The organism is Pseudomonas sp. Root329 (genome assembly GCF_001424925.1).
Taxonomy (GTDB): Bacteria; Pseudomonadota; Gammaproteobacteria; order Pseudomonadales; family Pseudomonadaceae; genus Aquipseudomonas; species Aquipseudomonas arabinosi.
Genome location: NZ_LMCV01000003.1, coordinates 1 through 26,107, shown reverse-complemented (window position 1 = coordinate 26,107; position 26,107 = coordinate 1). Strand labels below are relative to the sequence as shown.

The following is a 26,107-nucleotide window of genomic DNA, read 5'->3' as shown; positions in this document are numbered from 1 at the left end:
GTATGAAAAAAGACTATCTGGGCAGTTCAACGATGGAAAGTTCGGCCTGGTGCTGGGCGGCAATGCCTTTGGCTGGACCGTCAACGAACAAGATTCGCTGAAGCTACTCGACGCTGCGTTTGAACTCGGCATCAACACTTTTGATACCGCAGACGCCTATTCCATCTGGGCCAGTGGCAATAGCGGCGGCGAGTCGGAAGCCATCATTGGCAAATGGCTGAGTCAGAACAGCCACCGACGCAGTGAAGTGAAGATTATCACCAAGGTTGGGGCCGAACTCTCGCCCGATCAGCACGGGCTCTCGAAAGGCAGAATCCTGCAAGCCGTGGAAGACTCGCTGCGTCGACTGCGAACCGATTACATCGATTTGTACTTCTCCCACTACCCGGATGCCTCGACAGCGCACGAGGAAACCCTGGAGACTTACAGCACGTTGATCGCCTGCGGCAAGGTTCGCTCGATCGGCGCATCCAACTACACCCTGGAAGATCTACAGGCCGCTAAATCTTCTGCCGATCGCCACGCCCTGCCCCATTACGCCTGCCTTCAGGTGGAGTACAACCTCTGTGATCGCCATGACTTCGAACAGCAGTTGCGTGCTTTTGCCCTGGCCGAGGGCTGCGAGGTCCTGACTTACTTCAGCCTCGCGTCGGGTTTCCTCAGTGGCAAATACAAAGGCCTGAATGACTTGACGCATAGTGCTCGCCGCGAAGACCTGGAAAAGTACTTCGATGAGCGCGGCATGCGCATTTTGCACGCTCTGCATCAGGTGGCGCAGGAGCAACAAGTCTCACCTGCGGAAATCGCCTTGGCCTGGGTCATGCACCAACCCGGCATTACCTCTGCCATTGCGAGTGCCACCAACCTGGAGCAACTAAACAGCCTGGCGCGTTCGACGCAGCTGAGGCTGGATGCTCAAACCCTTGAGCGACTGGACCTCGCCAGTCTCCTTTGAGAATGGCTGTACGCGATAGCCCAGGCACGTGGCTGGCATGACCGGCCACAGTGCCCCTCACCTCAGGTCTTGAAACGCTCCAGCAAACGTCCTTGCTCTGTGGCCTGTCCACTGACATCGGCGATCTCCTGCGCCGACTCACGTGCGCTGACCGTCAGATCCTCGCTGAGCTGCCGGATGCGACCGACCGAACTGTTGATCTGCTCCGACACCGCGCTCTGTTCTTCGGCAGCGCTGGCAATCTGGACGTTCATCTGAGCCACCCGACCTATGCCTTCACCGACGCCGTACAGCGACTCGACTAACGCACCAAACAGCGCTGCCAGTTCTTGGCCCAGACTCTGGTTCAACGTCATCGAATGCACGACGACGACGGTATCCTGCTGCAGGTCTTCGATAATCAAGCGCGTTTCCTGAATCGAGTCCTGAATGCGGCTGGACAGGTTGCGCACCTCATCGGCCACCACGGCAAACCCTCTTCCATATTTACCAGCCCGTGCAGCCTCGATCGCTGCGTTGAGCGCCAGCAGGTTGGTCTGTTCGGCGATGTCTCGGATGATGTCGAGGACGCTGCCGATCTTTTCACTCTTGACGGACAGCTGGTTGACCTGGCGGTTGGCGTTGGCCAGATCTTCGCCCTGGCGGGCAACTATCCGGGTGGTTCTTTCGATCAGCCCGGTGCCGTCGTCGATGGTCTGCAAAATAGTCCCCGTCGCTTCCGATGCCGATGCGGTATTGCGAGCAATCTCCTGCGCCGAAAGGTTCATCTGGTACATCGCCGTTGCGACCTGATCGATGTCCTGGCGCTGGTGCTCCATGGTTTGCAAGTTGGCGGTGCTGCCTTGGGCAGATCTGGCCGCCGCTGCCCGCAACTCGGTCATCGAGCCCTTGAGACGGGTGACGATAGGCTGCAACACATCAAGAAAAGCGTTTAGCCCGCTGGCCACCCCGCCCAGTTCGTCGGCACGGGCGTAGTCCAGGCGCTTGACCAGATCGCCTTCGCCACGGGCCAGATCGTCGGCCATCCGCGACATTGCCGGCAGTGGTCGTACGATGCTCCGGGACGCGAGCCAGATCACCACCAGTCCAAAAACCGTCAGCGCCAAGCCTATCAGCACTTCCTTTTGCACGGCCGCGAGCAGGTGCTCATACATCGCTTCGTGCAACTTAAGCAGCGGTGCGAACATCTGCTTAGAGGGTATCTTGACCACTATGCGCCAAGGCTCGGCCCCTGGAATGGGTGAGAACGTCTGACTGACGAGCAAATCCTGCAGCGGTCGTGATTGTCCTGGCAATAATGCGGAAGACTCCACGCCAGGGTCCTTGAATTGACCACCCAGTGCATCCTTGTCCAGCGTACTGCCAGCAACCAGTCCAGAGGCGCTGACAATCCACACATCCCCACCCTGCCCCGGCAAGCCTGCCTTGGCGGCCAGGGATAAGGCTTGAATCTGGCTTAACTGAATGTCGATACCCAGCACCGCCACCACGCGACCGTGATCGATCACTGGCAGGGTCAGCGAGGTCATGAGAATCGGACTGCCAGAGGCATCATCGAGATAGGGATTGAGCAGACAAGGCTGCATCGTTCGTAGCGGGCAGTCATACCAGGTGCGGGACACCTTGCCGTCGGCCATGGGCGTGTCGTCGACAATGCTCTTTTCTTGCACCGTGACTTGCTCCATCTTCCTGCCGCTCTGGCGAAACCAGACCGGTGCAAAACGCCCCAGCTCGTTGCTACCCAGTTCGCGCTGTCCGGCAAAGCGCGCGTCCTGCCCGTCGAAAGCGTTGGGCTCGAAGGCGACATAAGTGCTGATAAACGTCGGATTGGCTTGCAAGCTGGCCTGCAGCTGCCCGGTGATGTAGGCCCTGGCGTGCTCTGGTGTCAGCGCCCCACTACGGCTCAGCGACATGATTCGCATGACCTCCGCTGATGAGGCCTCACCGACGCGCAGGGCATCGCGGAAAAACACCTGGACGCCAGAGGACTGAAAACCAACGGACTCGGCCACGCGCTCCTCGATAGCCTGGGTCAGGCTGGCAGAGGTCAACCCCTCGGCGCGCTGACTCAAGCCACTCATTTCCTTGATTGCGGAGCCGATCAGGGCCAAGGCCAACAGTGTCAGGCATAGCCCGACCAGTAGAATAATTCGGGCTCGTAAAGTGACGAACATGGCGCGTCTCCTGTGCCGAGCGGCTACACAAAAAAATGGCGACATGCCTGTCGCCGATCAGAAAAAGAGCCCGTCACACCTCCCTGCACTGCCTTTCACCCACACGCGTCCGACCGGCGATGCGCGCCAGCGACGAGGGTTAACAGAGGCCGTGCTCAACAGCAGAGATGCATCTCGGACATCAATAGAAGCGGTAGCAGCGAATCATTACCTGACTTGCGTTGGGGTAATGCACCTGGCCGATAAAGCTTGCACGGGTGAGCCAGTCCAGGCGCCCCTTAGGCACTTGAAACACCGGCGTGCAGGTACAGTGGTACTCCGTTGCGGGAATCGGCCACTGGCCTTGTCGCTCCAGCTGGCGACCGTATTCGGTCATGTTCAGCAGGCCGATGTTACGGATGTTGATCAACTCCCCCTGGTCGGTACGCAGGCTGTAGCGCGCGTCCAGTTGACCGACGCCGTCAGGGCGCAGCAGGAAGATATCCTCGCCCCCGGCCAGCACCTGACCTTTGAATCCCAGCCCTTCGAAATCCCCCCCGAGAATTGGGTAGTTGCATCGCACTCCCTCGACGCTCTCCCCCAACATCAGCCCAGGGCCGATATCGACGCACAGGGTCAGCACTCGCTGCAGATTGGGTGCAGCGCCCATCAACTCCAATGGATCAGTCATGGCAAACACTCCTGTGTGGCCCGGTACAACAGCACCGGGCCACAATGATCAGAGATTGGTCTTGATGCTGGTCCAGGTACGAGTGCGGATCCGCTCCATGGCTGGCGGCATGGGCTGTAAAGCGAACAGGGTTTTGCGCGCTTCGTCCGGCACATACATGTTGGGGTTATTGCGGATGTCGGCGTTCACCAGCGCGGTGGCATCCTTGTTCGGGTTGGGGTAACCGATCTTGTTGCTGATCCGGGCGATCACATCGGGGCGAAGGATGTAGTTGATGAACTCGTAGGCCTCCTTGGTGTGGGGCGCGTTAACCGGCACCATCATCACGTCTGACCACATCGGCGCACCTTCCTTGGGTAAGGCCATTTCCACCCTCACACCCTTGCCCGCAGCATCGGCCAGGCTTTTGGCCAGCGCCACGCCGCCCGACCAGCCAACGGCGACGCAGATGTCACCGTTGGCGAGGTCCATGCCATAGCGCGACGAGTTGAAGTAGGTGACGTAAGGGCGAATCTTCATCATTGCCGCCTGAGCCTGCGGGTAGTCCTCGCGTTTCTGGCTGTTGGGATTGAGGCCCTTGTAGTGCAAGGCGATGGGCAAGATCTCGTTGGCTGCATCGAGAAAACCGACGCCACAACTGGCCAGCTTGCTGAGGCTCTCTTCCTTGAAGATCATGTCCCAGGTGTTCATCTGCACATTGGCGCCCAGAATCTGCTGAACCTTGTCGACGTTGTAGCCAATCAGCGTGGTGCCCCACAGGTAGGGCGCAGCGTAGCGGTTGCCCGTGTCACCCACCGCCTCCAGGGTTTGCATGAACTCCGGGTCCAGATGCTGCCAGTTCGGCAACTGGCTGCGGTCCAGAGGCTGGACAGCACCCGCCGCGATCAAGTGACTCAGGTTGGCGCTGCCGGGGTAGACCACATCATAGCCAGAGTTGCCGGTGAGCAGCTTGGACTCCAGGGTCTCGACGCTGTCGAACACGTCATAGATCGGACGGATCCCGGTTTCCTCCTGAAAGCTCTTGAGGATCTCCGGTGGCAAGTATTCGATCCAGTTATAGATGCGCACCGTGCGCTCTTCAGCCAGGGAAACGCCCGCCGTCAGCAACGACAGCGCAACGAACAACAGGGTGTTACGTACATGCTTGTTCATAGTGAAACACTCCTACGCGGCCGCGGGGCTCGCGACACTTAATAGCGGTAGGTGAAGTACAGTTCCAGTGCGCTGAATTTCTGATCATCGCCGAATACTTGCTTGGCAGCGGCCAGCGGCTTGACCCAGTTATACGACAGTGACGTATAGAACGACGGAGTCGGCGTCCAGTCGAGGAAAACGACGCTCTCATCGGCAAAGCGCCGATCACTGACCGGTGCGCCCATGTAATTTTTTTCGTCCAGCCAAAACTGATAGTGAATCGCACCGAGGGTCAGCGTTGGGTTCAGGTGAGTTTTGAGTGAGAACTGCTGAACGTTTTCGTTGCTGTTGAACAACAAGTAGTTACCAACAACATCCCCCACCAGCCAGGTGCTCCAGTCGACGAAGCCTTTGCTCAGAGGGTCCCAGGCTTTCTGGCGATTATCGGTGAGGTTGTCATCGCCGGAAAAACTGGCGTAGCGATAGCCGATGACCGGCGTCAGGGGCAAGGTATTGAAGGCATAGTCCGCCTGACCATACCAAGCCTTGGCATCGTAATCGACGCCCTCGCCACTGCCTTTCTCCAGCGCATATTCGGCGTTGAGCGTCAGGGCGGACACGCCCGGCACCTTGGCGTTGAGCGCCCTTACGTTGTACACCAGCATCCCGTCCCGGAATCGAGGGGCGGTACTGCCCTTGGGGCCCAGCGCATGAACCTTCATCGCCATGGCACCCAGCGTCACCTGGTCGTCGAGGTTGTAGTCCAGGTTCGCGCCCGTCATGCGGAAGTCACCCAGATCGTCGTCGGTTCGCAAGGTGAAGGCCTGGCTCTTCAAGGCCCCATGATCCCAGGCCAGGACGGCCGAATCCTTGAAAGCAGTTCTGGGGCCAAGCCAGTAGGCACCGTCCTTGAGCTGATCGAGGTTACCGTCCATGACGATGAAGCCAGTACCAATCATGTAGTTCTGGCGCCCGGCAGTCAGCGTCCATTCCCCGGTGCGGAAACCACCGTAGAGTTCTTCGGCGGCCACATCACCGTCAGAGCTCCGCGTAAAGCCGCCGGCATCGCCATCGCCCAAGGTCGTCGCCGCCACGAGCGAGCCGCCGGCCAGCAGGCTGAAGTCAGGCTGCAGCGAGTAGTCCAGCTTGATACCTGGCTTGACGTAGAACTCCTGCCAGTTGATTTCCGTGCCGCCATTTTTGCCGCTGCGCACATCGACGCGGCCACTGCCAAAGTTGACGTTGCGAGTGGAAATAGTCGCCCCCCCGGCGCTGAGATTGACCTCACCCTTGAGGTTGCCATCCTCGAAGGTGTAGCCAGCCAACGCAACGTGGGTGGTCAGGGGTAAGCCGAACGCTAAGAGCGCTCGAGAGAAACGCGTCATCGAAACCATATGAAGCTCCTGTGTGATTATTGTTGTTACAGGGCAGTGAAATGGCGGCGCAGCACGCCGCCAACACCTGGCCGAGCCAGGCGAATAGGACGCAATCTTCTTGTATTTATGGGGCGTTTCAGTCGCTAAGGTGCGCAGCAATGGCACGCAGCATGCGCACACTGTCAGCATCGAATTGGCTGACGGCGTCGGTCAGCGATGACTGCTTGACGATCACCACACCGGACGGCTTGTCGACAAACAGGTATTGGCCATGAATACCACCGGCCATAATTGCCTGGCTGTGATCGTTGAAGGCGTACCACTGGCTGCGGTAGGAAGCGCCGGGGGTCCAGCTGGAGAAGTCGGGCTCTTTGGCGTAGATCGCTGGGTCGGTACCGGCGAAGAGACGTGCGACCGTCTCGGTCGACAACAGTTGCACTCCACCCTGGCGACCATCGTTGGCCAGCAGGCGGCCGAAACGCGCCATGTCACGCAAGGTGGCGCTGAAACCGGCCCCGGCGACACTGCGCCCCCACGGGTCGGCCATAAAGTAGCCGTCACGCTCACATCCCAATTGGCTCCAGATTTCTTGCAGTAACTGATCGCAGGCCTTGCCCGAGGCGCGCTCCATGACCCAGGCCAAGGCTTCGGTAGTGGCGGTCACGTAATGAAAAAAGCCACCGTGGGTGCCGCGTTTTTTTAGAGACGGCAGGTATTGGTACAACGACTCGAACTGGGCGTATTGCGCAGGTGCAGGCTGAAAACCGCAGGCATAACCGTATTGCGAACTCTCCGAGTTGGGGTCGTCATAAACTTCGCTGTACTCAATGCCCACTGCCATGTCGAACAGCTGGCGTACGGTGGCATCACCAAACGCGCTGCCCACCAACTCAGGCACGTAATACGCTGCGGGCAACGTTGGGTTGAGTGAACCGTCACAGACCAGTTGCTCACCGAGGGTGCCGATCAGTGACTTGGTCACCGAGAACATGATGTGCCGGTCTCGGGGCCGCTGACCGTTGAAGTAGCGCTCGAACAGCACAGTGTCGCCCTGCATCACCAAAAAGGCATCGGTCTGGCTGGCCACCAGGTGATCGATGACGCTGATTCCCAGACCACACTCACTGTCGAAGTGCAGCTCATCCAACGCTTGTGCAAATTCTTGCAACATACTGACCGGTCCGGAACCTGCCTGCACATCAATGGAGGGACGCAGGCGCGCCAGATTACGGAAACCCCACTGGCTAAACGGCGGGCGCATCCAATTGTTCCAAGTGACGCGGCGTTGCGGTTCTGCCGGGAAGCCCTGCATAAGCAAAGGCGCCTGGCGCGCGTCGAATGACGATCCATTAGTCTCGATGTAAAGACTGGCCAGTGAAGGCACGGTGTTCTGACTCATCGGGTTGACCCTGAAAATGACTCTGCGTGCGAGCAGATGCAGGGAAATAATTACCCGATATTATTTTTTAGTCAATAAAACATTTTTCTCAGTTAAATTACTTCGAGCGCTCAGCGCGGACCTACCCTCCTCTGGTGTCGCGTGTCACCGCCCGGTAAGTGCGCAACTCCTGAAAGCGGCCTCAAATCCCGCCCTCACCAGCAAGCCATTGAGTAGCATCCTTCCAGGTTGGTCGGGCACTTTCGCGCCTAAATGATTAGTGCAATTATAAATTTTTTAGAGACGAGGCCTTACCGCTGCCCAAGGTGCAACTTGCTCAAAGACTGCTGCCGCGTTCAGGACCGCATCGTCGCGCCCGTGCGGCGCAGCGATTTGCATTCCGACCGGCAAGCCGTTGGAAGTGAAACCGGCCGGAACGGAAATAGCAGGATATCCCGCGTGACTTACCGCCTCCGTGAACCGCTGGTTGGTTGACGCCGATGCCGAATTGAACTGCCTGCCGACGCTAGACTGACCCACCTCCAAATCAACGCAAACCCTGGACAGGCAACGGATTGTGAGGAGTCAGACTGGGTCAGTGACATCTCGGCAACTGGGTAAATTCGATATCAGCGCCAACAGTCATCCTCAATGCACAAACGATAGCCCAGCGAAAATCGGGGTTATACACCGGGCGGCATCACTGTTAAACCGCCTGAGTCGTTGCCGTCAGCGATCCATTATGAAGTCACGCTGGCGGACCAATACTCATGCATGAGTGAGGTACCAGCGCCAGTCCTGCTCCCCGACTTCAGCATTGAATTTACGGAACTCGCGCCATTTGATCGCCAGGAACACCTTTAGGAATTCAGCTCCCAGCGCCTCGCGTGCCCAGGTCGAACGTTGCAGTGCCTGCAGCGCTGTAAGCCAGTCGGTGGGTAGAAAATCGGTCGCCTGTTCATAGCCATTGCCTTCAATCGCCGCGCCAGGATCGCTTTGATGAGTGATGCCGTAGTGAATGCCCGCAAGTAGTGCGGCGGCGGCGAGATAGGGGTTGGCATCGGCACCGCAAATGCGGTGTTCGATGTGCCGACTTATCGCGGGGCCGCCGGGCACGCGAAACGACACAGTACGATTGTTGACTCCCCAACTTTTGGCTAGCGGCGCGTAACTACCGGTCTGGAATCGGCGATATGAGTTGGCATGGGGGCAAAATATAGCCAGCGAATCAAGCAAGGTCGCCATCATCCCGCCAATTGAGTGACGCAACAGTGGCGTGCCTTGTGGGTCTTCGCTCGCATACAGGTTGTGACCCTGCTCGTCGGCCAGGCTGACGTGCAAATGCATACCGCTACCGGCCTGATCGCTGAATGGCTTGGCCATGAAGCACGCTTGCAGCCCATGTTTGTTGGCCACACCTTTGACCAGGCGTTTGTAACGTACGCCTTCATCAATGGCCTGGAGTGCGTCGAAACGATGCTCCAGCGTCAACTCGACCTGGCCAGGCGCGTACTCGGAAATGGCCGTGCGTACTGGCAGCCCCTGTAGCGCGCAAGCCGCGTAGAGGTCATCAAGAAACGGTTGAAGCTGCTCCAGTTCGTATACGCCATAAACCTGCGGAGCAGCAGGGCGTACCCCATTGGTTTGCAACGCCGGCTGCGGCCGACCGTTAACATCGCGTTGCCGGTCCAGCAGGTAAAACTCCAACTCAACGGCCATTACCGGATGGAATCCATCGGCTTTAAGCCGCTCGATGGTATGCACAAGTACGTGGCGCGGGTCGGCCGGTGCGGCGGGAACACCTTGGGTCGGGTGCATGCTCACCTGCACTTGACCGGTGGGATTGGTGCGCCAAGGTTGCAAGGTAAGGCTTCCCGGTAAAGGGTAGGTCCAGCAGTCGGCGTCAGCGACATCCCAGACCAAGCCAGTCTCGTCGACGTCTTCACCCTGCACGGTCAAGGCGAGAATGGAACTTGGCAGCGGCCGACCATTTTCGTAGATCGCCAGTAGCTCGTTGCGATGCAACAGTTTGCCCCGAGGAACGCCGCTAGCATCAATAAGGAACAACTCGATGCTCAGAACTTCAGGATGGGCGACCAGATAATCTTCGGCCTCTTTTTTATCAGCAAATTGCATGTCAAACCTCTTAGCGCTCATTCAAGCGACTTGGCAGTATTTGTGAAATGTGGAGTCTTCAGTTGACCAACTATTTAGATATGACCCGAGCCCCAGGTATGGCAAGCAGCGTGGTTAGCGCGTTATCCAACTCAACGAGCAGCCTGTCGATATCCGATGAACTTGTCTGTGGACAGCACAGCGTCATGTTGTGAAAAGGAGTGATCAGGATTCCGCGATTGATTAGATACAGGTGCAGCGCCATTTGAAGGCTGTCATGAAAAGCCGCCTCGGCTTGTGCGCCTGTTCTTGGCGGGGTGGCACAGAATTGAAACTCACACCGCGCGCCCAACTCTGTTACCGACCAATTTAGTTGGTGCTGCTTAAACAAGTATCGAAATCCCTTGGCCAATCCTGATGCGAAATGCAACATGTTCTCGTAGGCAGACTCTGTCATGACCTCTTCGAGATTGGCTCGCATGCAACGCATCGCCAGCGCGTTGGCGGACAGCGTCGTTCCCATACCACTGTGGCCATGCCCCCCGCTCTCTTCGCTAACGGTCTTCTGCGCGTCGTGCATGGCCAACGCAACTTGCTCGGTCACGCCAAAGACCGCGCAGGGCACGCCACCTGCTATGGGTTTACCCACCACAAAAAAGTCAGGTTTCAAATCCCATTGGCGAGTGCATCCACCGATGCCGGTAGAAATAGTGTGGGTCTCATCAATGACCAGCAGGCTGCCATATTTAAGGGTCAATTCGCGGCACTTTTGCATGAAACCCGGATCGGGCAGGACCATGCCTATGTTCGTCATCGCCGGCTCGCACATCAGCGCGCACACATCGCCCTGGGCTAAAGCAGCCTCTAGTGCGGCGACATCGTTGAAGGGGATAGATCGACTGTATTGGGTCAAGTCGTAGGCTTGACCCACAAGACCTGAACGGTGCACTGTTTTGCCCTCGCGGCACCGTACCATCACGTCATCCACCGTGCCGTGATAGCAGCCGTCGAACACCAGCAACACATTGCGTTTGGTGATAGCTCGCGCCCAGCGCAGCACATAACGATTGGCGTCAGTAGCGTTGGCGGTGACCTGCCAATAAGGCAGCCCAAATCGCTGAGCCAGCAACTCTCCGCAAACCACCGCGTCTTCGCCAGGCAGCATCGTTGTCAGGCCATTATTGGCCTGCTCTGCGATGGCGCGGGCGATAGGATCAGGTGAATGGCCAAACATAGTGCCTGTGTCGCCCAGGCAAAAGTCTATGTAGTCATGACCGTCAACATCGGTGAAGCGTGCCCCTTTGGCACGCTGGACGAAGAGCGGAGAAGGCATCGACCAATCGCTCATCCAGTGCATGGGAACACCGTTGAACAGATTCGCCTTGGCACGCTTGGCCAGCGCCATTGACGTTGGGTTTTTTTCTATAAAACGGGCACGCTCGGAGGCGGTAAACGCAGCAATCGCTGATTCACTAATTCCACTTTTCGACATGATCAAAATCCTATATTAGTTATTACATTAATTAAAAGTCGTCACCGTCCAGATAAAAATAATCCATCGCCACACTCACTCTCCTCTCAGTTCGTGAATGACTGAAAACACCGCACCAACAACTTACGACTTGAGTGTTCGCCATCAATACTTGCAGCGTGGGTTAAACATATACTTGGGTATATTGTGGTGAGCGCAGAAAATCTTATTTGTGATCATTAATTTATCCCGTTGAACAACCTGAGATTCAGGGGATAAACCGACGTAACATGAAATCAGGCGTGAGGGGCTTTGTTCTCGACCAGACAGTTCCCGCCATCCACCACGATAACTTCACCCGTGATGTAGCTGGCGTCAGGCGACGCCAGAAATGCAACCGCCGCAGCCACTTCGCGGGGACTGCCCGCACGCCCTATTGGGGTGAAGCGCCCCGCCTCGGCTTCAACGGGTGAGGTTGATCCCGTCGTGATCCAGCCGGGAGCAACGCTGTTTACGGTAACCCCCTGCTTAGCGACTTCAAGTGCAAGCCCCATGCTCATGCCAACCATCGCGGCCTTAGCGGCGCTATAAGCTGCTTCGCCCGGATTGCTGCAGCGGGTGCCCGTGGTGGAACTGATATTGACAATGCGCCCGTAATTTCGCGCCCTCATGCCAGGCAGAACGGCTCGAGTTAGAAGAAAAGCTGTCGTTAAATTTCTTGCCAGTGAAAGATTCCATTCATGCAACTCCATAGCTGCCAATTCCGAAAAAAGCTCAGGACTTCCTTGCATGGCCATACCGGCATTATTCACCAGAATATCGACCCGCCCCCAGACTGACTCTGTCCATATGCTGAATTCACGCACCTGACTTTCATCGGTGAGGTCGGTTGGCCGGCCTTCAACTTCAAACCCTTCGAGGCGTAGCTCTTTAACCCGATCCGCGATGCGGTTGCTGCTGGCGGTAACGATCAACTTCGCCCCAGATGCACCTAGCCTTCGAGCGATCGCCATACCAATACCTGCTTCACTTCCGGCACCACTGACAAGTGCCACATGCCCCCTCAATTCCGTACCCAACATGGTGTTCCCCACGTACTTAATTTGTAATAGGAGTGGAAATTAGGCTAATAAATCTGATAAATAAAGACGATCATTATCAGAAAAACTGACAACCATAATGGCGTTTACCAGCGAGTCACTTAAAGTTTTCCTCTCGGTCGTGGACAGCGGCTCCTTTTCCGCTGCCGCACGAAAATTAGGCCGGGTTCCCTCCGCTATCAACATGGCGGTGTCACAGCTTGAAGCAGAGCTGGATCTCTTGCTTTTTGACCGATCAACCCGCAAAGCCATTCCTACAGCAGCCGCCAAAGCACTTGAGCCCCAGGCAAGACAGGTCGCGAGCCAGTTAAACCTGCTGGACGCGCACGCCCTCCAGCTTCATCAGGGGCTGGAGGGGCGCTTGATCCTTGCGATGGCGCCGGAGCTGCAAACAGGCGTATGGAATCGTCCGCTGTCAATTATCGCCAGAGAGTTTCCCACGCTTGAAATCGAGATCCGCTCCGCTTCCCATCCGGAGGCGATGCGCATGCTCCATGAAGGGCGTGTGCAATTGGCACTTGGTTTTGAACGGCCAGGACTTGACGAGCGGGAGACGTTTCTTGAAGCGGGAAGCCAGTTGTTAGTAGCAGTTGCATCTCCAGATCATCCTGCGGCCGCCGGCAAGAAAAGCCCTTTAGGTGAAGAGCAACTGGTGAACATTCGACAGATCATAGTAGCTACTGGAGGACCTACAGACTCTGACCCACGTGTTGTGCTGTCGCGGCGGATTTGGCTCAGCGACAGTTATCTGGCAACGCTGGATCTGGTGCAGCAAGGATTGGGCTGGGCTTATCTTCCACAACCACTGGTACAACCTCTAATTACTTCGGGTGCATTGACGGAGGTGGTGTTTGACAACATGCCGAGTCAGATGCGGTTATGGGTCGATATCATCTGGGTAAAGAACCGACCTCTGGGGCTGGGAGCGAGTCGTTACCTGAGTCTGATGCGCGAAATTGTCCAGAGCGAGCCTCGTCGTGTTTGAGGAGTCAAAAATTACAGGCCATTCTTAGTCGCCGCCAACTGCTTCCTCTGGCGTGACGCGCCCCATCGCGAAGATCAAGCAGATCATCACCAATTCTTGCGGTACCGCGGTTAGTTTTCGGTCAGCGGCAACAGATTGATGGTTGGTGACTCAAAATCTTCAATGACTACGACACTCGGGACTACAGCGGGTGCTGCAGTTCGCCTGACGGCCGAGTCGGGACGCTTGAAGATGCTTCTAGAAACCCAAGCTTTGGTGATCCTTGCTCGGAACATCTGCTGGAGGGCATTTGCCTTTTTGAAAAATCATTGCCAATACCCATCGGCGTGAAGCTGCGGGATTTTCCTACAAAATTGATCTCCCACAGTAAATGTGCGTATTCCTGTGGGAGCGGCTGAAGGACGACCCGACTTGCCCATGAAGACTGCCGTGCCGACGACAAAATTCTGACCAAATATCAATCCAACTGATGCCGAAAAGGTAAGTCCGGCCCGGTTCTACCGCAGGTCAGGGCAGCGGCGCTGACGGCAAAGGTGAGCATTGCGTCGATCTGTTCACGGCTCAAGAGTTGCAAGCCCTCCACCGAATCCAGTTGCTGCTCAGTCAGCCAACCGATCAATGCCGCCTGGAAGGTGTCGCCCGCGCCCACGGTATCGACCATCACCACGGCACGGGCCGGCACCGACCAAGTGCCATGACGGCGACTGAAAACTGTCGCGCCCTGACCGCCACGGGTGAGGAATACCAGTTGGCAGCGGTGTTTCAGCCATCCCTCGATCACGCTCTGCGGATCACGCTCGGGGTAGAGTAGGTTCAGGTCTTCGTCACTGACCTTGATCAGATCGGCATGTTCGACCAGAGCGCCGATACGTTCGCGCCACAATTCGATATTCGGCTCTGGGTTGAGTCGCACATTGGGGTCAAGGCTGATCAGGCGTTTGCCACTTTCACGGCAGACCAGGGCCAGCAGAGTATCGGCAATCGGCTGCACCACCAACGAGAATGAGCCGATATGCAGCCCTCGCACCTCAGCGCCCAACTCAGGCAAATGCCCCGGCAACAGCTGACGATCAGCGCAGCCTTCGCCACGAAAGCTGTAATGCGGCGAGCCATCGGCACCAACGGCGACCATAGCAAGAGTGGTCGGTGCGTCGAAGTCCTGAAGGTAGTCCAAACGCACGCCCTCCTCCTGCAATACTTGCTGTAAACGCCGGCCCAGGTAGTCGGTAGACAACCCGGCAAACAGCGCCACGTCGATACCCAGGCGCCGCAGCCCGACGGCGACGTTGAACGGTGAACCGCCGGCAATGGCCTTGTAGTTTATTTTTGAAGCTTGAGCTCCGGGGTCGTTTTCACTAAAGAAATCGAACAGCGCTTCGCCACATACCAGATACATAGTCGTTTGCTCTTTAAAGGTTCGCTACAGGATGTTGATAGCGTTAATAGGCAGCCACGTTGGCTGCGACGGGTGAGGCTTCGTTGGCGGGACCGGCACAGCGCTCTCACAGTTCGACCTGTGAATAAGCAGAACGTGGCCGCCGACGCCTCCGGACTGGATGTTGCCGATGGTGATGTCGCCCTGCATTGGCACCGCTGGCGCTGGAGACCAATACCCTGAGGTTGAGACAAACTGCTCGGCGATCTCTGAAAGTATCGTGTCTGCGGGTGTATATAATTGGATCAATTGCGGCAAGGCGGACACCAAATTAGCGTTAAAAATGCTAGCTAAGCGAAGCTCTTGGTTTACAGCGTGATGCTCTCAAGGAGAGGAAGTGGGTTCTTCATCTATGATCATGAAGTCAGCTCTACAGCTGGCCGAAATCACAAATTCGGCATTCGGAAGGTCGTTACGACAAACTTTTTCATACGAAGTAGACTCATCGAACCCGAATGATCGCCATCGATCAAGCAGTCGCGTCTCCAGGGTTTTACGGTCAACCTGCAACATAATAGTGGCGTCAAAACAGTCTCTTAAAGACGACCATGGGGCGAGGTTTAATAGAAGGTAGTTTCCTTCTACGATGAGATATTTCACGTCAGAGGAAACCAATCGTCCTGCGGCACGGGATATCTCCAGAATTCGATCGAATACTGGAACGGCAACCGTTGGCTCGTTATTCGCACGAAGCCGCAGCAGCAGATTCCTGAAGCCACCCACATCGAATGTATCGGGGGAACCCTTGCGATCTAAAAGGTTCAAGGATCTAAGAACCGCGTCATCGTAATGAAAGCCATCCCCGGGAATGACCGCAGCACTCCCCGGCATAATACTATTAAGGGCCTCTACCAAGGCCTCAGAGACAGTGGACTTACCGGCACCAGGCGGCCCCGCTAGCGCAACGACAATTCGATTACCAGGCAGAGCCTTAACGTAGTCAAGTAGCTCTATGCTTACTATTGAGTTTGCGTTGGAAAACATGTCAAGTTTCTCGTCAGCGAGCATCGCTCAGGCCCCGATACCGAGATATGTGGAGCTTGAACAATACCTATGGATACACAATTACAACAGGATCAACAGAATCCCTAGCGAGCCAACCTCTAAGATGCCCATAATTGAAGCACATCTATGGGCCTGATACTTAACTAGAGCCACCGGGAGATCATTAAATTTAGGCTGTTCGGCTACTGCGAGTACCTCGCAGCAGCCATTACACGCATTCCAGAGGTGGCTAGATACCCCTATGCCACCGGACTAAACCGCACATTAGTCATTGGGCCGTTTGCCAGCCTTTGTACTCCATAACATTAGTTCGGGTTACAAGTGAGGGTTGCAGCAGTACCGTTGTGCTTTCCAAAGATTTGCCATTCAGCAAGTCGTTACCCATCGTTACGGCCTGTTGTGCTTGGCCCCAAGGGGACTGAGAGGCAGAAGCCTGGATCTGTGTATCACTTTTGAGTGCTGTCTCTATATCGGGAGCCCCATCCACCGATGCGATAATGATGCCTTTACGCTTAAGTTGTTTTGCTGCCAGGTCTGCACCTATAGCTTGAGGATCATTGATAGCGAACACCGCGTCGACTTTTGCAAAGCGAGTCAGGTCGCCTTGCATTACGCTGTAACCACCTTCGCGCGAGCCTTTGGCATCCTGATTATCGGACAGTACCTTGATATCGGGTGCCTGTGCGAAAACACTCTTACAACCATTGACGCGATCCAGGACTGCCGAAGTCTGCGTACCATTCTGGATAATAACGTTACCCTTGCCACCAAGCTTCTCAGAAATGTACTGACATACAATTCTGCCGGCTTCTACATTATCTGTCTGCACCGTGGCGTTGGCGCCTTGCACCATAACATCTACACCTACAACCACTATGCCAGCCTTTCTCGCTTTCGCAATCGCAGGCGCGATTGCTACAGGGTCGACGGCATTGACAAGAATCAAGTCCACACCCGATGAAATGAAGTTATCGATCTGAGTAAACTGTTTGTTTAAATCGTAATCGGCCGAGACTGAGGTAAATTTTGCTGCTGGATTGATATGCAGTGACTGCGCTTTGGCGCCATTGACCATCGCTACGAAATAAGGGTTTCCCAGCGAGCCAACTGTTATCCCAACGGATTTCAATTCTCGCGCTTGAGCGGTGCTAAATGCCAGTAGTGCACAAGCAGCAGTGAATATTATTTTTTTCATGAGAATTGCCTCTTATTATTGGAGTGTTATGGGGTGCGTTTATATATGATTTAGGTTCGTGCGCCTGACTGCCGAAAGCGATCGAGTGCTACCGCCCCGATGATGACGACACCTTTGATGATGTATTGCCAGATATCCGAAACTCCCAGCAATATCAGGCCGTTGGAAAGGGTTGCAATAATAAGGGCGCCGATTAGCGTACCGACGATGGTGCCGACGCCTCCTGTGAAACGTGTGCCTCCCAGGATCACGGCGGCGATCGCATCGAGCTCATAAGACTGCCCCATTTGCAGTCCGTTAGCAGCCATCAGTCGAGCGGAAGTCATGATGGCCCCCACACCCGCCAACAAACCAGATATGGCATAGACGAATAGCAGGACTTTCCAGACCTTGATACCCGACAACCGTGCGGCCTCAGGATTGCCACCCACTGCGTAAATCTGTACGCCTAAAACCGTCCGTCGAAGAATAAGCCAGGAAAGAGTAACCACCACCAAAGCGATTACCACCAGCCATGGCACCCCGAACAACGTGTCGTTTCCAATGTAGGCAAACGATAGGTCGGGATTGAAAACCGTTTTGTCTTCGCCGATGAGGCGTGCGATTCCACGCATCGCAGTCAATCCGCCAAGTGTGACTATAAAAGCTGGTAGCTTTCCAAAAGCGACCAATACACCATTGACGAGCCCTAGCAGCAGTCCGACTCCTAGCCCCGCAGCGATGGCCAGGGGAGCAAACCCTGGAACTTGCGATACCAATAGCGCCACTACTGCGGAAACAGCCAGAATCGAACCCACCGAAAGGTCGATTCCCCCTGTCAAAATCACGAACGTCAGACCTGATGCCAATACCACATTGATAGAGGCTTGTTGACTGATGATCGAGAAATTTTGAGCCGAGAAAAAGCTATCGCTCATCAGGCTGAAGCCCACACAAAGGAGCAACAATACGGGCAGCATGCCCGCCGCCCTCATCAGTTGGCGCATTTTATCCTGCGCGGTAGCTCCAGTGATGTTTCGTACACCAGGTGTTGTGAAGTCACTTACTACTTTTCGTTGCAGTGGGGAAGTCATTGGACTAAGTCTCCGTTGGCTAGAGTCAACCTGTCGCTGCCTGTGGCAAACGCAATAATGGTTTCAGGTGTGATATCAAGACCGCTGTGGCCACCGAGCTCGGTGACAAGTTTTCCTTCACACATGACCAATACACGGTCAGCAATTCCAACGATCTCTGGTAGCTCACTTGAAATCATCACTACACAAACGCCAGATGCGGCCAATGCGTTGATTATTTTATATATTTCTGTTTTAGCTCCAATATCTACACCCGAGGTAGGCTCGTCGAGGAACAACACTCTGGGTTTCATCTCAAGCAGACGAGCCAGCAAAACCTTTTGCTGGTTGCCTCCAGACAACGCTCCGACATTGATATCTGAGGACGCTTTGATATTGAGTGCTTGAATTGCTTGTTCGGTGCGTCCAGTTCCGGCCGTTCGGTTTACAAAGCCTGCAAATAGAGCATCACTTCCCACAACACATACATTAATATTGTCGTGGACACTCATATCGAGAAAAAGACCCAGTGCTTTGCGGTCTTCTGTTAGATAGACGATACCTGCATTACCTGCATCACGAGGAGAGCGTATGACTACAACTTCGCCATCAATTTCAATCTGTCCACCTGAGTAACCATCGACACCTGCGATTAATCTGGCAAGTTCTGTTCTCCCTGAGCCTACCAGTCCTGCAATCCCAAGAATTTCGCCTGCATACAGATCAAAACTGCAATTTTGAATATTGAAGCCATCTGTAAGGTTGCGAACACGTAGTATCGGTTGCTCATAAGAACACGAAGTTCGCTCATGGGCATAGAAACCGGAAACATCACGACCAACCATCATCCGGACTAGGGTTTCAGCTGATAGCGTGGCACGATCCAGCGAACCTACGTAATGACCGTCTCGGAGCACCGAAACAAAATCGGACAATGCGTATATCTCAGCCATTCGGTGGCTGATATAGATGATTGCAACGCCATCATCACGTAACTGGCGAATCAACGTAAATAGACTTTCAGTTTCTTTTGAAGACAACGGCGTTGTCGGCTCGTCCATCACCAGGATTCGTGTATCGGCATGAATTGCACGGGCGATTTCAACAAGTTGTTGGTCAGCGATCGACAATGTACCGACCAGCGCGTGCGGATTAAATGTGACACCAAGTCGCTTTAGTACAACCTGCGCGCCTTCGGTCATTGCCTTGTGGTTTATAACCCCACATCGACGAATTTCTCTACCCAGGTAGATGTTCTCGACCACGCTCATATTCGCGCACAAGCTGAGCTCTTGATAGATAACTGAGATGCCATGGCGCTTCGCATCGTTCAGGCCATAGTTTCGAATATCACATCCATCGATTCGGATAGTGCCACTGTCGGCTGTATAGGCCCCCGACAATATTTTCATCAGGGTGGATTTTCCGGCGCCGTTTTCGCCCATTAGCGCGTGGATTTGTCCAGGGAAAATACTGAGATCGATGTCATGTAGGACGCGTACCCCACTGAATGACTTCGAGATGGAACGCATTTCCAATAAGGCAAGAGGTGGACTTTCAGAGCCAGTGCTCAGCATAGCGGTTAACTCCTTATCTGCCGATTTGAGAAGCAGTGAAACCTCTCATCGGTGTTCTTGTTCGAGAAACATAGTCGAAAGGAAAGCGCTTGCGCAAGCGCTTTCCTTCTCGGCCAAGGGAAAGATGACCAGGTTAGGAAAGCGCTTGCGCAAGCGCTTTCGTCTCGGCTATGCTTTTTTCAACAGCGGCTCTGCGTCCCGTTAACGGTTCGCTATGCGATCGCAAAAATAATAAAAAGGAGTGCCCGGCTATGTTGCATAGCGGATGCAACGATCTCGCCTCACCCACAGTAGGTGCACAGCGCACCTCACTGGGTCTCTCTCGAAATTGCGGGCCCGTCCCGGCATCAATTCCTAGAGCCTCCGACACATTTTCTCGCCGTGAGCTTTACAATGGCTTACCGCTGGGCATGAGTTCAGCGCTATCCATGAAATCACGTGAGAAAGGAGTGGTGCACAGTGGGCGCAAAGATGAGTGATGTAGCGCGAGCCGCGAACGTATCAATGTCTACGGTATCTCATGTACTCAACGGGACTCGCAAAGTACATCCTGACACCGTCCGCAGCGTGAATCAGGCTGTAGAGTCCGTAGGCTATATTCGAAACTCGCTCGCTCGGTCTCTAGCTCGCTCCTCTTCAGGCGCTATAGGGGTAGCGATTGCGACGCTGTCAAACTATTACTTCAGTGAAACAGTACGTGCCATCGAAGCGGCATGTGCGAAAAGCGGCTTGATGATGATTCTGGTCAATACGCAAAAAGATCCTGAACAAGAGCTTAAAGCGGTCAAAGCACTGCATGAGAGACGAGTTGACGGCATTGTACTGGCCTCGGAGTATGATCCGGAAAGTAGAGTATTTAATTACTTAAAGGCCAACAAAATCCCCACGGTTCTCATCGATCGACTTCTGTCGACGTCTTTCGATCAGGTAGGGGTAGAGAATAAGCAATCATCTCAAGAGTTGATTGCACACTTGATAAAACTTGGACATCGCCGTATAGGGATGGTATCCGGACGATTGACTCAGTCTTCTTCTCATGAGCGAGTTGATGGTTACCGTGCGGCCTTGGCTGACGCAGGAATTCAGTACGAAGATCAATTAGTTTGCTGTGGTGAATCGGCGATTGCGCCAGCAATGGAAGCGACTCGTCGTCTACTAGCGCTAGAGCACCCGCCTACCGCAATAATGACTGCTAACAACTTGATGACCATTGGTGCAATGCAGGCCCTTCGTGAAGCAGGACTTGAGGTGCCAAACGACATTGCGCTGGTCGGCTTTGACGACTTCGACTGGGCGGATGCTTTTAGCCCCCGGCTGACAGTTATAGCGCAACCTCTCGAGGAACTCGGAGCCCAGGCTGTGAAGCTTTTATTGAAGCGTATCAAGCAACCTGATGGGCGACGTCAGACTATTCGGTTGAAACCCTCTTTAATCCAACGAGATTCTTGCGGCGCTCCAAAATGACTGTACTCAGGGATTCAACCTGAGGATCTAGCGGTTGCAGGCGTGAATTATTTGACTCTTGTTCACGTCTCGCCGCCTAGATAATCCTTAAGTTAAATGACCAGCACCTGGATTCCATTTGTCGTACACGCATATGTATGTTTGCGGTTTTTACTTAAGCAACCTTCGTTAAATAGATAGACATCCATTTTTAGATCGCGCTGGAAGACGCTAACCTCTTGGAGCGAATTTCGACAACTGGTTCTAACTAAAAACTGCAGAACGCATTCCTGCTAGGGTACTTCTGCGTTTGCAGAACTACAAAACGTCCAAATTTGAATCGTTGATTGAGACGGCGGAAGCCGTATTGGCAAAGAGGGACTGAGCATGAATAACTACAACAAAACGAATGATGTGACTGCATTGCCGGCATGGCGCAATCTGCTTGACCACCGGGAGAGCATGAAAAATTTTAGTATGCGCGATGCCTTTCGAGATGACAGCAAACGCTTTCAAGACTTTTCCCTGGCGGGCTGCGGGCTGTTTCTGGATTACTCCAAAAACCTGATCACTCATGAGACACGTTCATTGCTTGTAAACCTTGCTCGCGAGGCCGGCGTGGAAAAAGCAGCGCATGCCATGTTCAGTGGAGAAAAAATCAACTGTTCCGAGGGCCGTCCTGTGCTGCATACCGCGCTGCGGCGACCAGTGGGGGAACCTTTGATGGTCGATGGGCGCAACTTGATGCGCGATGTGCATGGTGCTCTGGCGCAGATGACTGACGTTGTGAGTCGTATCCATAGTCATCTTTGGCGTGGTTACAACGACAAGGTCATCACTGATGTCGTAAACATTGGTATTGGTGGCTCATTTCTGGGCCCGGAGCTTGTCTCTGAAGCACTCGCGCCTTTCGCTCGGCATGGGGTGCGGTGCCATTACCTGGCTAACATCGACGGCAATGAATTCCGAGAGGTTACAGCCGATCTGAACGTAGAAACAACGCTGTTCATCATCTCCAGCAAAACCTTCGGTACCCTTGAAACGTTGAAGAACGCGCAAGCTTGTCGAAGTTGGTACTTGGCTAAGGGCGGGACGGAAGAGAAGCTATATCGCCACTTCATTGCGGTGACGAGTAATCGTCAAGCTGCGCTGGATTTCGGCATCCGTGAAGCAAACATTTTTCCTATGTGGGACTGGGTCGGGGGCCGTTACTCACTATGGTCTGCCATTGGTCTGCCGATTGCTCTGGCCATTGGCATAGCGAACTTTAAGGAACTGCTGTCCGGCGCATACGCTATGGATCAACATTTCCTGAATGAGCCATTGGAACAGAACCTTCCCGTTCTTTTAGCGGTACTCGGCGTTTGGTATCACAACTTTTGGGGTGCGCAAAGCTATGCGTTCTTGCCCTATGACCATAACCTGCGCAACTTCGTGAAACATCTGCAGCAGATGGACATGGAGTCCAATGGCAAAAGTGTTCGTCATGACGGCACGTCAGTTTCCTACACCACTGGCCCTGTAATCTGGGGCGGCGTGGGATGTAACGGACAGCACGCTTACCACCAGTTGTTGCATCAAGGGACACCTCTAATTCCAGCTGACTTCATTGTGCCGGTGGTCAGCCACAATCCAGTGGCTGATCATCAGGAATGGCTGTACGCCAATTGCTTGTCTCAAAGCCAAGCGCTGATGCGAGGCAAAAACCGTGCTGAAGCTGAGGCAGAGCTAAAAGCCAAAGGCCTTTCATCCAGTGAGATTGAGCAACTGGCGCCGCATAAGGTGATTCCCGGCAACCGGCCAAGCAATACAGTTGCTCTTGAGATCATCAATCCACATAGCCTTGGGGCACTGATCGCCCTTTATGAACACAAGGTCTTTGTCCAGGGTGTAATTTGGGGAGTCAATTCGTTTGATCAATGGGGCGTGGAGTTGGGCAAGGAGCTAGGCAACAGCGTCTACAACCGTCTGACTCGCTATGACGCGGAACCGGCAGATGATTCCTCGACGCAGGGTCTTATAGATTTCTTCCGAGGACGTCATCGGGGTTAGAGCCTCATAAGATTGGGTGGGACTAATGCATTCCAGTCTTGAATGAAACAAATGCCATGTAGTAGTGCCTCTGCGCATTTATTCAATCGTGTTGTACTTCTGAGGCTGCGTGGTGATCGATCGGCCCTACACGGTGTTTTAGATAGTTCTGGCTTCCAAGTTTGCGGCCTGAAAATAGCGTTCCCAGGGGTAAAGCTTATGACGGTTAACTAACTCATTTGTTAAGTGGTCGCGTGCTCACGCGTAGTCACTTTGCACTGGTACTGCCTGGATTTTCCTCATGCTTTGGTTCAGGTAATACGGTGCGTTTTCTATTCGATTTAAGCTGTTTCCCATCTGGGAACCTGTGAATGGAGTTAGCCGCGTACTTGGATCAAAAGCGTGCTAATTCGCGTTATCGACCTTGTCCAATAAGTATAAAAACCAAAAGGTGTTATGAATGAACGTTAAAACTCTCAGTGCAGTTCTGGGTGCGTCCTTTGCTGTCGGATTTCTGCCTGCTGACGCGTATGCAACAAACTTCAGTGGTTATTTCAGAACCGGAGTTGGGGATTCGACTCAAGGAGGGAAACAGTCGTGTTTTCAGCTACCGGGCGCGCAATCCAAATATCGCCTTGGCAACGAATGTGAGCAGTATCTGGAGCTGGATTTGCGCCAGGATCTGCTTTCACTGGACGACGGCTCGGTGGTCAGCGTGGAAGGCATGGCACAGTTTTACAACGAGTATGGCCATGAGCCAAAATTTGACGGAGAGCACGGCTATACGCGGATGAGTCAGCTCTACGCAGAGTGGAGCAAGATGCCAGCATTGAATGGCGGTTCTTTCTGGGCGGGTCGTCGTTACTACAACCGAAACGACATCAATATTTCCGACTACTTCTACTGGAACCAAAGCTCAACTGGCTTTGGGTTCGACCAGGTCGCATTGGGAGATCTGAAATACAGCTACGTGTTCTCACGCAAGGACAACGTCTTCCAAAAGGATTTTGTTACCCGGCATGATGTGACCGTCAGCGGATTCAACACCAATCCCGGTGGCGAGATTCAGCTGGGCGTCAGTTATCTGGACAAGCCGAGCCGCGAGGATGCTCATCAGGGCTGGTCGGTGGTTGCCCAGCACAAACAGGTCGCGTTCCTGGGCGGAGTCAATAAGTTCGCTGTTCAATACGGCCGAGGGCCGGGAACCGCATTGGGTTACACCGGTGATACCACGTTGGACGAGAGCAACAAGAGCTGGCGGCTCGTGGAGTTTTTCGATTGGCAAATGACTCATGCTTTCAGTGGTCAAGTTGAACTGGTCTATCAAAAAGACACGCGCCCTGATGGTGATGACCAGAACTGGTTATCCATTGGCGTTCGGCCAATTTATGCGTTCACGGATCAGTTCAAGTTAATCACCGAAGTTGGGCGCGACCAGGTTGAAGCCGCAGACGGTACCCGAAAACTCACTAAGTACACCATCGCGCCGACTTGGTCACCGAAGGGCCCGGGATTTTGGGACAGGCCGGAATTTCGTCTGTATTACACCTATGCTACCTGGAACAAGGCCGCGCAACGCGCCGCCAGCTTGCAATCTCCGGGATCGGCTCTGTCTGATACCGGTGCGTTTGGTGCAGACCTGCAAGGCTCCAACGTAGGGGTTCAGATCGAGTATTGGTGGAAATAAACTCCCTTGTTGACGCCGATGCCGAATTGAACCCCTTGCCGATGCAAGACCGACCCACCTCCAAATCAGCACAAATCCAGCACAGGTAATGGTTTGTGAGGAGTCAGACTGGGTCAGTGACATCTCGGCAACTGGGTGTATTCGGCATCGGCACCAACAATCAATGGTCAGCGATTTTGTTAAAGATGCTTTGTTGCAATGAACGCGGACGTTCTGAGCTAGAAAACATCCAGTGCTCTACAGAGCCCTGCCTTCTCAACAGGCTCGTTTTCAGGTTTTCCAGTTGGATTTAAGCGCTGCAACGCGACCAGGCACTGGCCACCGTCCAACAGGATCAGCTCATAGTCCTGACCGACCTTTGGGGTGAAACGAAAGGTTTGCTGGCAGCTATAGGAATAGCCGGCGGAAACGTGGCCTTCGCTCTGGAAGTTCATGGCGAAAGGCTTGCCCGCCGGCACCTTCAGCTCGGTACGCGCGAGCTCTTGCGCTTGCACCCGGCGGTTGCTCTCGGGCATGCCCAGGCTGCGGCAATTATTCTGATCGGCAAAACCGGATTCGGACACGGCCATCACCCCGGCGCCGGGAACACGCCAGTCGATGCAATCGCGGCCCGGCACGCCACATGCCATGCCATTGGTGATGACGCGCAAACGTGCGGTGTTACCTGAGGCGGGTTCAACATAGGCCGTGGAGTAAGCACGGATATTGGAAATATTGCCGCAGCCGCTAACGGCAAAAGCCAGGCCTGCTATCAGCATAGCTCTCATGGAAAATCCTTTTTTTGAGGGTTAACGGCAGTGGTAAGGACTCTCGCTGCGCAGTTCCTCGCCGGTTTTAGCGTCACGAATGATCACCGTAGCCCCTGGCGCGTTGAGACAGAAGGCGTTACGTATGGGGTAAATGTTATGGTCCTGTGCGACGAAGGTGCCGAGCTTTTTTATCTGTGCGCCGGAAGCGTCGTGAGCCGTCATGATGTATTCACCCGACATGGTCACGCAGCCGCTCAGAGCCAGCAGCAAAATGGCGCAGATTGCATATTTCACAGGTGATATCCCTAAAGAGTTCAATACCGATTCCTTCAAAACGGGGCGATGCCATGTGGCTTCAACGTGCTGAAGCACAGGCCTTCAGTTCATGCGGAGTGTCCAGTGCATAGAGATCAAAGCCGTCACTACGGGGAAACTTCCTACACTGAATTGCCCCCTGCTTCTTAGACACCTTCAAGAGGCTGCTTTTGGCCCAGAGTGTGTAAAAACGCTAGATCCCGTTTCGATTTTCAAGGCTGAGTGGCTGTCCGGCTTTGTAGCCTGATCAAGGCACGATG

Annotated in this window: 21 protein-coding genes and 1 pseudogene; 5 read left to right on the top strand and 17 right to left on the bottom strand. The window is 54.4% G+C overall.

The window, feature by feature from the left end:
• The first annotated feature begins 49 nt into the window (after positions 1–49).
• Complete coding sequence (locus ASC74_RS05115; protein ID WP_236713243.1) at positions 50–955, top strand: aldo/keto reductase; 906 nt, start codon at positions 50–52, stop codon at positions 953–955.
• A gap of 62 nt (positions 956–1,017) precedes the next feature.
• Here ASC74_RS05115 and ASC74_RS32545 read toward each other — a convergent pair whose 3' ends face one another.
• From ASC74_RS32545 to ASC74_RS05075, 10 genes and pseudogenes are all read right to left on the bottom strand, one after another.
• Complete coding sequence (locus ASC74_RS32545) at positions 1,018–1,773, bottom strand: methyl-accepting chemotaxis protein (protein WP_442965766.1); 756 nt, start codon at positions 1,771–1,773, stop codon at positions 1,018–1,020.
• Positions 1,774–1,875: 102 nt separating this feature from the next.
• Positions 1,876–2,868: pseudogene (locus ASC74_RS32540) on the bottom strand (PDC sensor domain-containing protein); the annotation flags it as partial.
• 442 nt (positions 2,869–3,310) lie between these two features.
• The gene (locus tag ASC74_RS05105; protein WP_056739782.1) at positions 3,311–3,799 is read right to left on the bottom strand and encodes a DUF3237 domain-containing protein; all 489 of its coding nucleotides are present in this window, start codon (positions 3,797–3,799) and stop codon (positions 3,311–3,313) included.
• 48 nt (positions 3,800–3,847) lie between these two features.
• Entirely contained in the window at positions 3,848–4,951 is a 1,104-nt protein-coding gene (locus tag ASC74_RS05100; RefSeq protein WP_056739780.1) for a polyamine ABC transporter substrate-binding protein, read from the bottom strand.
• A gap of 38 nt (positions 4,952–4,989) precedes the next feature.
• Positions 4,990–6,327 carry an alginate export family protein gene (locus ASC74_RS05095; RefSeq protein ID WP_056739778.1) on the bottom strand — a complete coding sequence of 446 codons (1,338 nt, stop codon included), beginning with the start codon at positions 6,325–6,327 and terminating at the stop codon, positions 4,990–4,992.
• A gap of 118 nt (positions 6,328–6,445) precedes the next feature.
• Positions 6,446–7,708, bottom strand: a complete 1,263-nt coding sequence (locus ASC74_RS05090) for a serine hydrolase domain-containing protein (RefSeq protein ID WP_056739776.1) — start codon at positions 7,706–7,708, stop codon at positions 6,446–6,448.
• 276 nt (positions 7,709–7,984) lie between these two features.
• Entirely contained in the window at positions 7,985–8,227 is a 243-nt protein-coding gene (locus tag ASC74_RS32535) for an amidase family protein (RefSeq protein WP_201784083.1), read from the bottom strand.
• A 228-nt stretch (positions 8,228–8,455) separates the two neighbouring features.
• Positions 8,456–9,823 (bottom strand): glutamine synthetase family protein, encoded by a 1,368-nt coding sequence (locus ASC74_RS05085; RefSeq protein WP_056739774.1) that lies wholly within the window; start codon positions 9,821–9,823, stop codon positions 8,456–8,458.
• 70 nt (positions 9,824–9,893) lie between these two features.
• Positions 9,894–11,294 (bottom strand): aspartate aminotransferase family protein, encoded by a 1,401-nt coding sequence (locus ASC74_RS05080; protein ID WP_056739772.1) that lies wholly within the window; start codon positions 11,292–11,294, stop codon positions 9,894–9,896.
• A gap of 275 nt (positions 11,295–11,569) precedes the next feature.
• Entirely contained in the window at positions 11,570–12,355 is a 786-nt protein-coding gene (locus ASC74_RS05075) for an SDR family NAD(P)-dependent oxidoreductase (RefSeq protein WP_056739770.1), read from the bottom strand.
• 97 nt (positions 12,356–12,452) lie between these two features.
• On the opposite strand from ASC74_RS05075, the gene ASC74_RS05070 reads away from it, so the two are divergent.
• Positions 12,453–13,358: a LysR family transcriptional regulator gene (locus ASC74_RS05070; RefSeq protein ID WP_056739768.1), complete on the top strand. Its 906-nt coding sequence runs from the start codon at positions 12,453–12,455 to the stop codon at positions 13,356–13,358.
• Positions 13,359–13,815: 457 nt separating this feature from the next.
• Here the strand turns inward: ASC74_RS05070 and ASC74_RS05065 are convergent, their stop codons facing one another.
• The 5 genes from ASC74_RS05065 to ASC74_RS05045 all read right to left on the bottom strand — a co-directional run bounded on the left by ASC74_RS05065 (position 13,816) and on the right by ASC74_RS05045 (position 19,622).
• Complete coding sequence (locus ASC74_RS05065; RefSeq protein WP_056739767.1) at positions 13,816–14,754, bottom strand: carbohydrate kinase family protein; 939 nt, start codon at positions 14,752–14,754, stop codon at positions 13,816–13,818.
• A 363-nt stretch (positions 14,755–15,117) separates the two neighbouring features.
• Positions 15,118–15,777 carry a nucleoside triphosphate hydrolase gene (locus ASC74_RS05060; RefSeq protein WP_056740088.1) on the bottom strand — a complete coding sequence of 220 codons (660 nt, stop codon included), beginning with the start codon at positions 15,775–15,777 and terminating at the stop codon, positions 15,118–15,120.
• Positions 15,778–16,066: 289 nt separating this feature from the next.
• Positions 16,067–16,993 carry an ABC transporter substrate-binding protein gene (locus ASC74_RS05055; RefSeq protein WP_056739764.1) on the bottom strand — a complete coding sequence of 309 codons (927 nt, stop codon included), beginning with the start codon at positions 16,991–16,993 and terminating at the stop codon, positions 16,067–16,069.
• 50 nt (positions 16,994–17,043) lie between these two features.
• Complete coding sequence (locus ASC74_RS05050; protein ID WP_056739762.1) at positions 17,044–18,066, bottom strand: ABC transporter permease subunit; 1,023 nt, start codon at positions 18,064–18,066, stop codon at positions 17,044–17,046.
• Positions 18,063–19,622, bottom strand: coding sequence for a sugar ABC transporter ATP-binding protein (locus ASC74_RS05045; protein WP_056739760.1), 1,560 nt, complete (start codon positions 19,620–19,622; stop codon positions 18,063–18,065). The genes ASC74_RS05050 and ASC74_RS05045 overlap by 4 nt, the downstream gene beginning before the upstream one ends.
• 459 nt (positions 19,623–20,081) lie before the next feature.
• On the opposite strand from ASC74_RS05045, the gene ASC74_RS05040 reads away from it, so the two are divergent.
• The 3 genes from ASC74_RS05040 to ASC74_RS05030 all read left to right on the top strand — a co-directional run bounded on the left by ASC74_RS05040 (position 20,082) and on the right by ASC74_RS05030 (position 24,783).
• Entirely contained in the window at positions 20,082–21,086 is a 1,005-nt protein-coding gene (locus tag ASC74_RS05040; RefSeq protein WP_082555768.1) for a LacI family DNA-binding transcriptional regulator, read from the top strand.
• A gap of 366 nt (positions 21,087–21,452) precedes the next feature.
• Positions 21,453–23,117: a glucose-6-phosphate isomerase gene (pgi, locus tag ASC74_RS05035; RefSeq protein ID WP_056739757.1), complete on the top strand. Its 1,665-nt coding sequence runs from the start codon at positions 21,453–21,455 to the stop codon at positions 23,115–23,117.
• A 439-nt stretch (positions 23,118–23,556) separates the two neighbouring features.
• On the top strand, positions 23,557–24,783 hold the full coding sequence (locus tag ASC74_RS05030; protein ID WP_082555767.1) for a maltoporin: 1,227 nt from the start codon (positions 23,557–23,559) through the stop codon (positions 24,781–24,783).
• Between the two features lie 218 nt (positions 24,784–25,001).
• On the opposite strand, the gene ASC74_RS05025 is transcribed toward ASC74_RS05030, so the two are convergent.
• Together ASC74_RS05025 and ASC74_RS05020 are read right to left on the bottom strand one after the other, a co-directional pair.
• Positions 25,002–25,541, bottom strand: coding sequence for a hypothetical protein (locus ASC74_RS05025; RefSeq protein ID WP_177338832.1), 540 nt, complete (start codon positions 25,539–25,541; stop codon positions 25,002–25,004).
• Between the two features lie 30 nt (positions 25,542–25,571).
• On the bottom strand, positions 25,572–25,826 hold the full coding sequence (locus ASC74_RS05020; protein WP_056739753.1) for a hypothetical protein: 255 nt from the start codon (positions 25,824–25,826) through the stop codon (positions 25,572–25,574).
• Between the last annotated feature and the right edge of the window lie 281 nt (positions 25,827–26,107).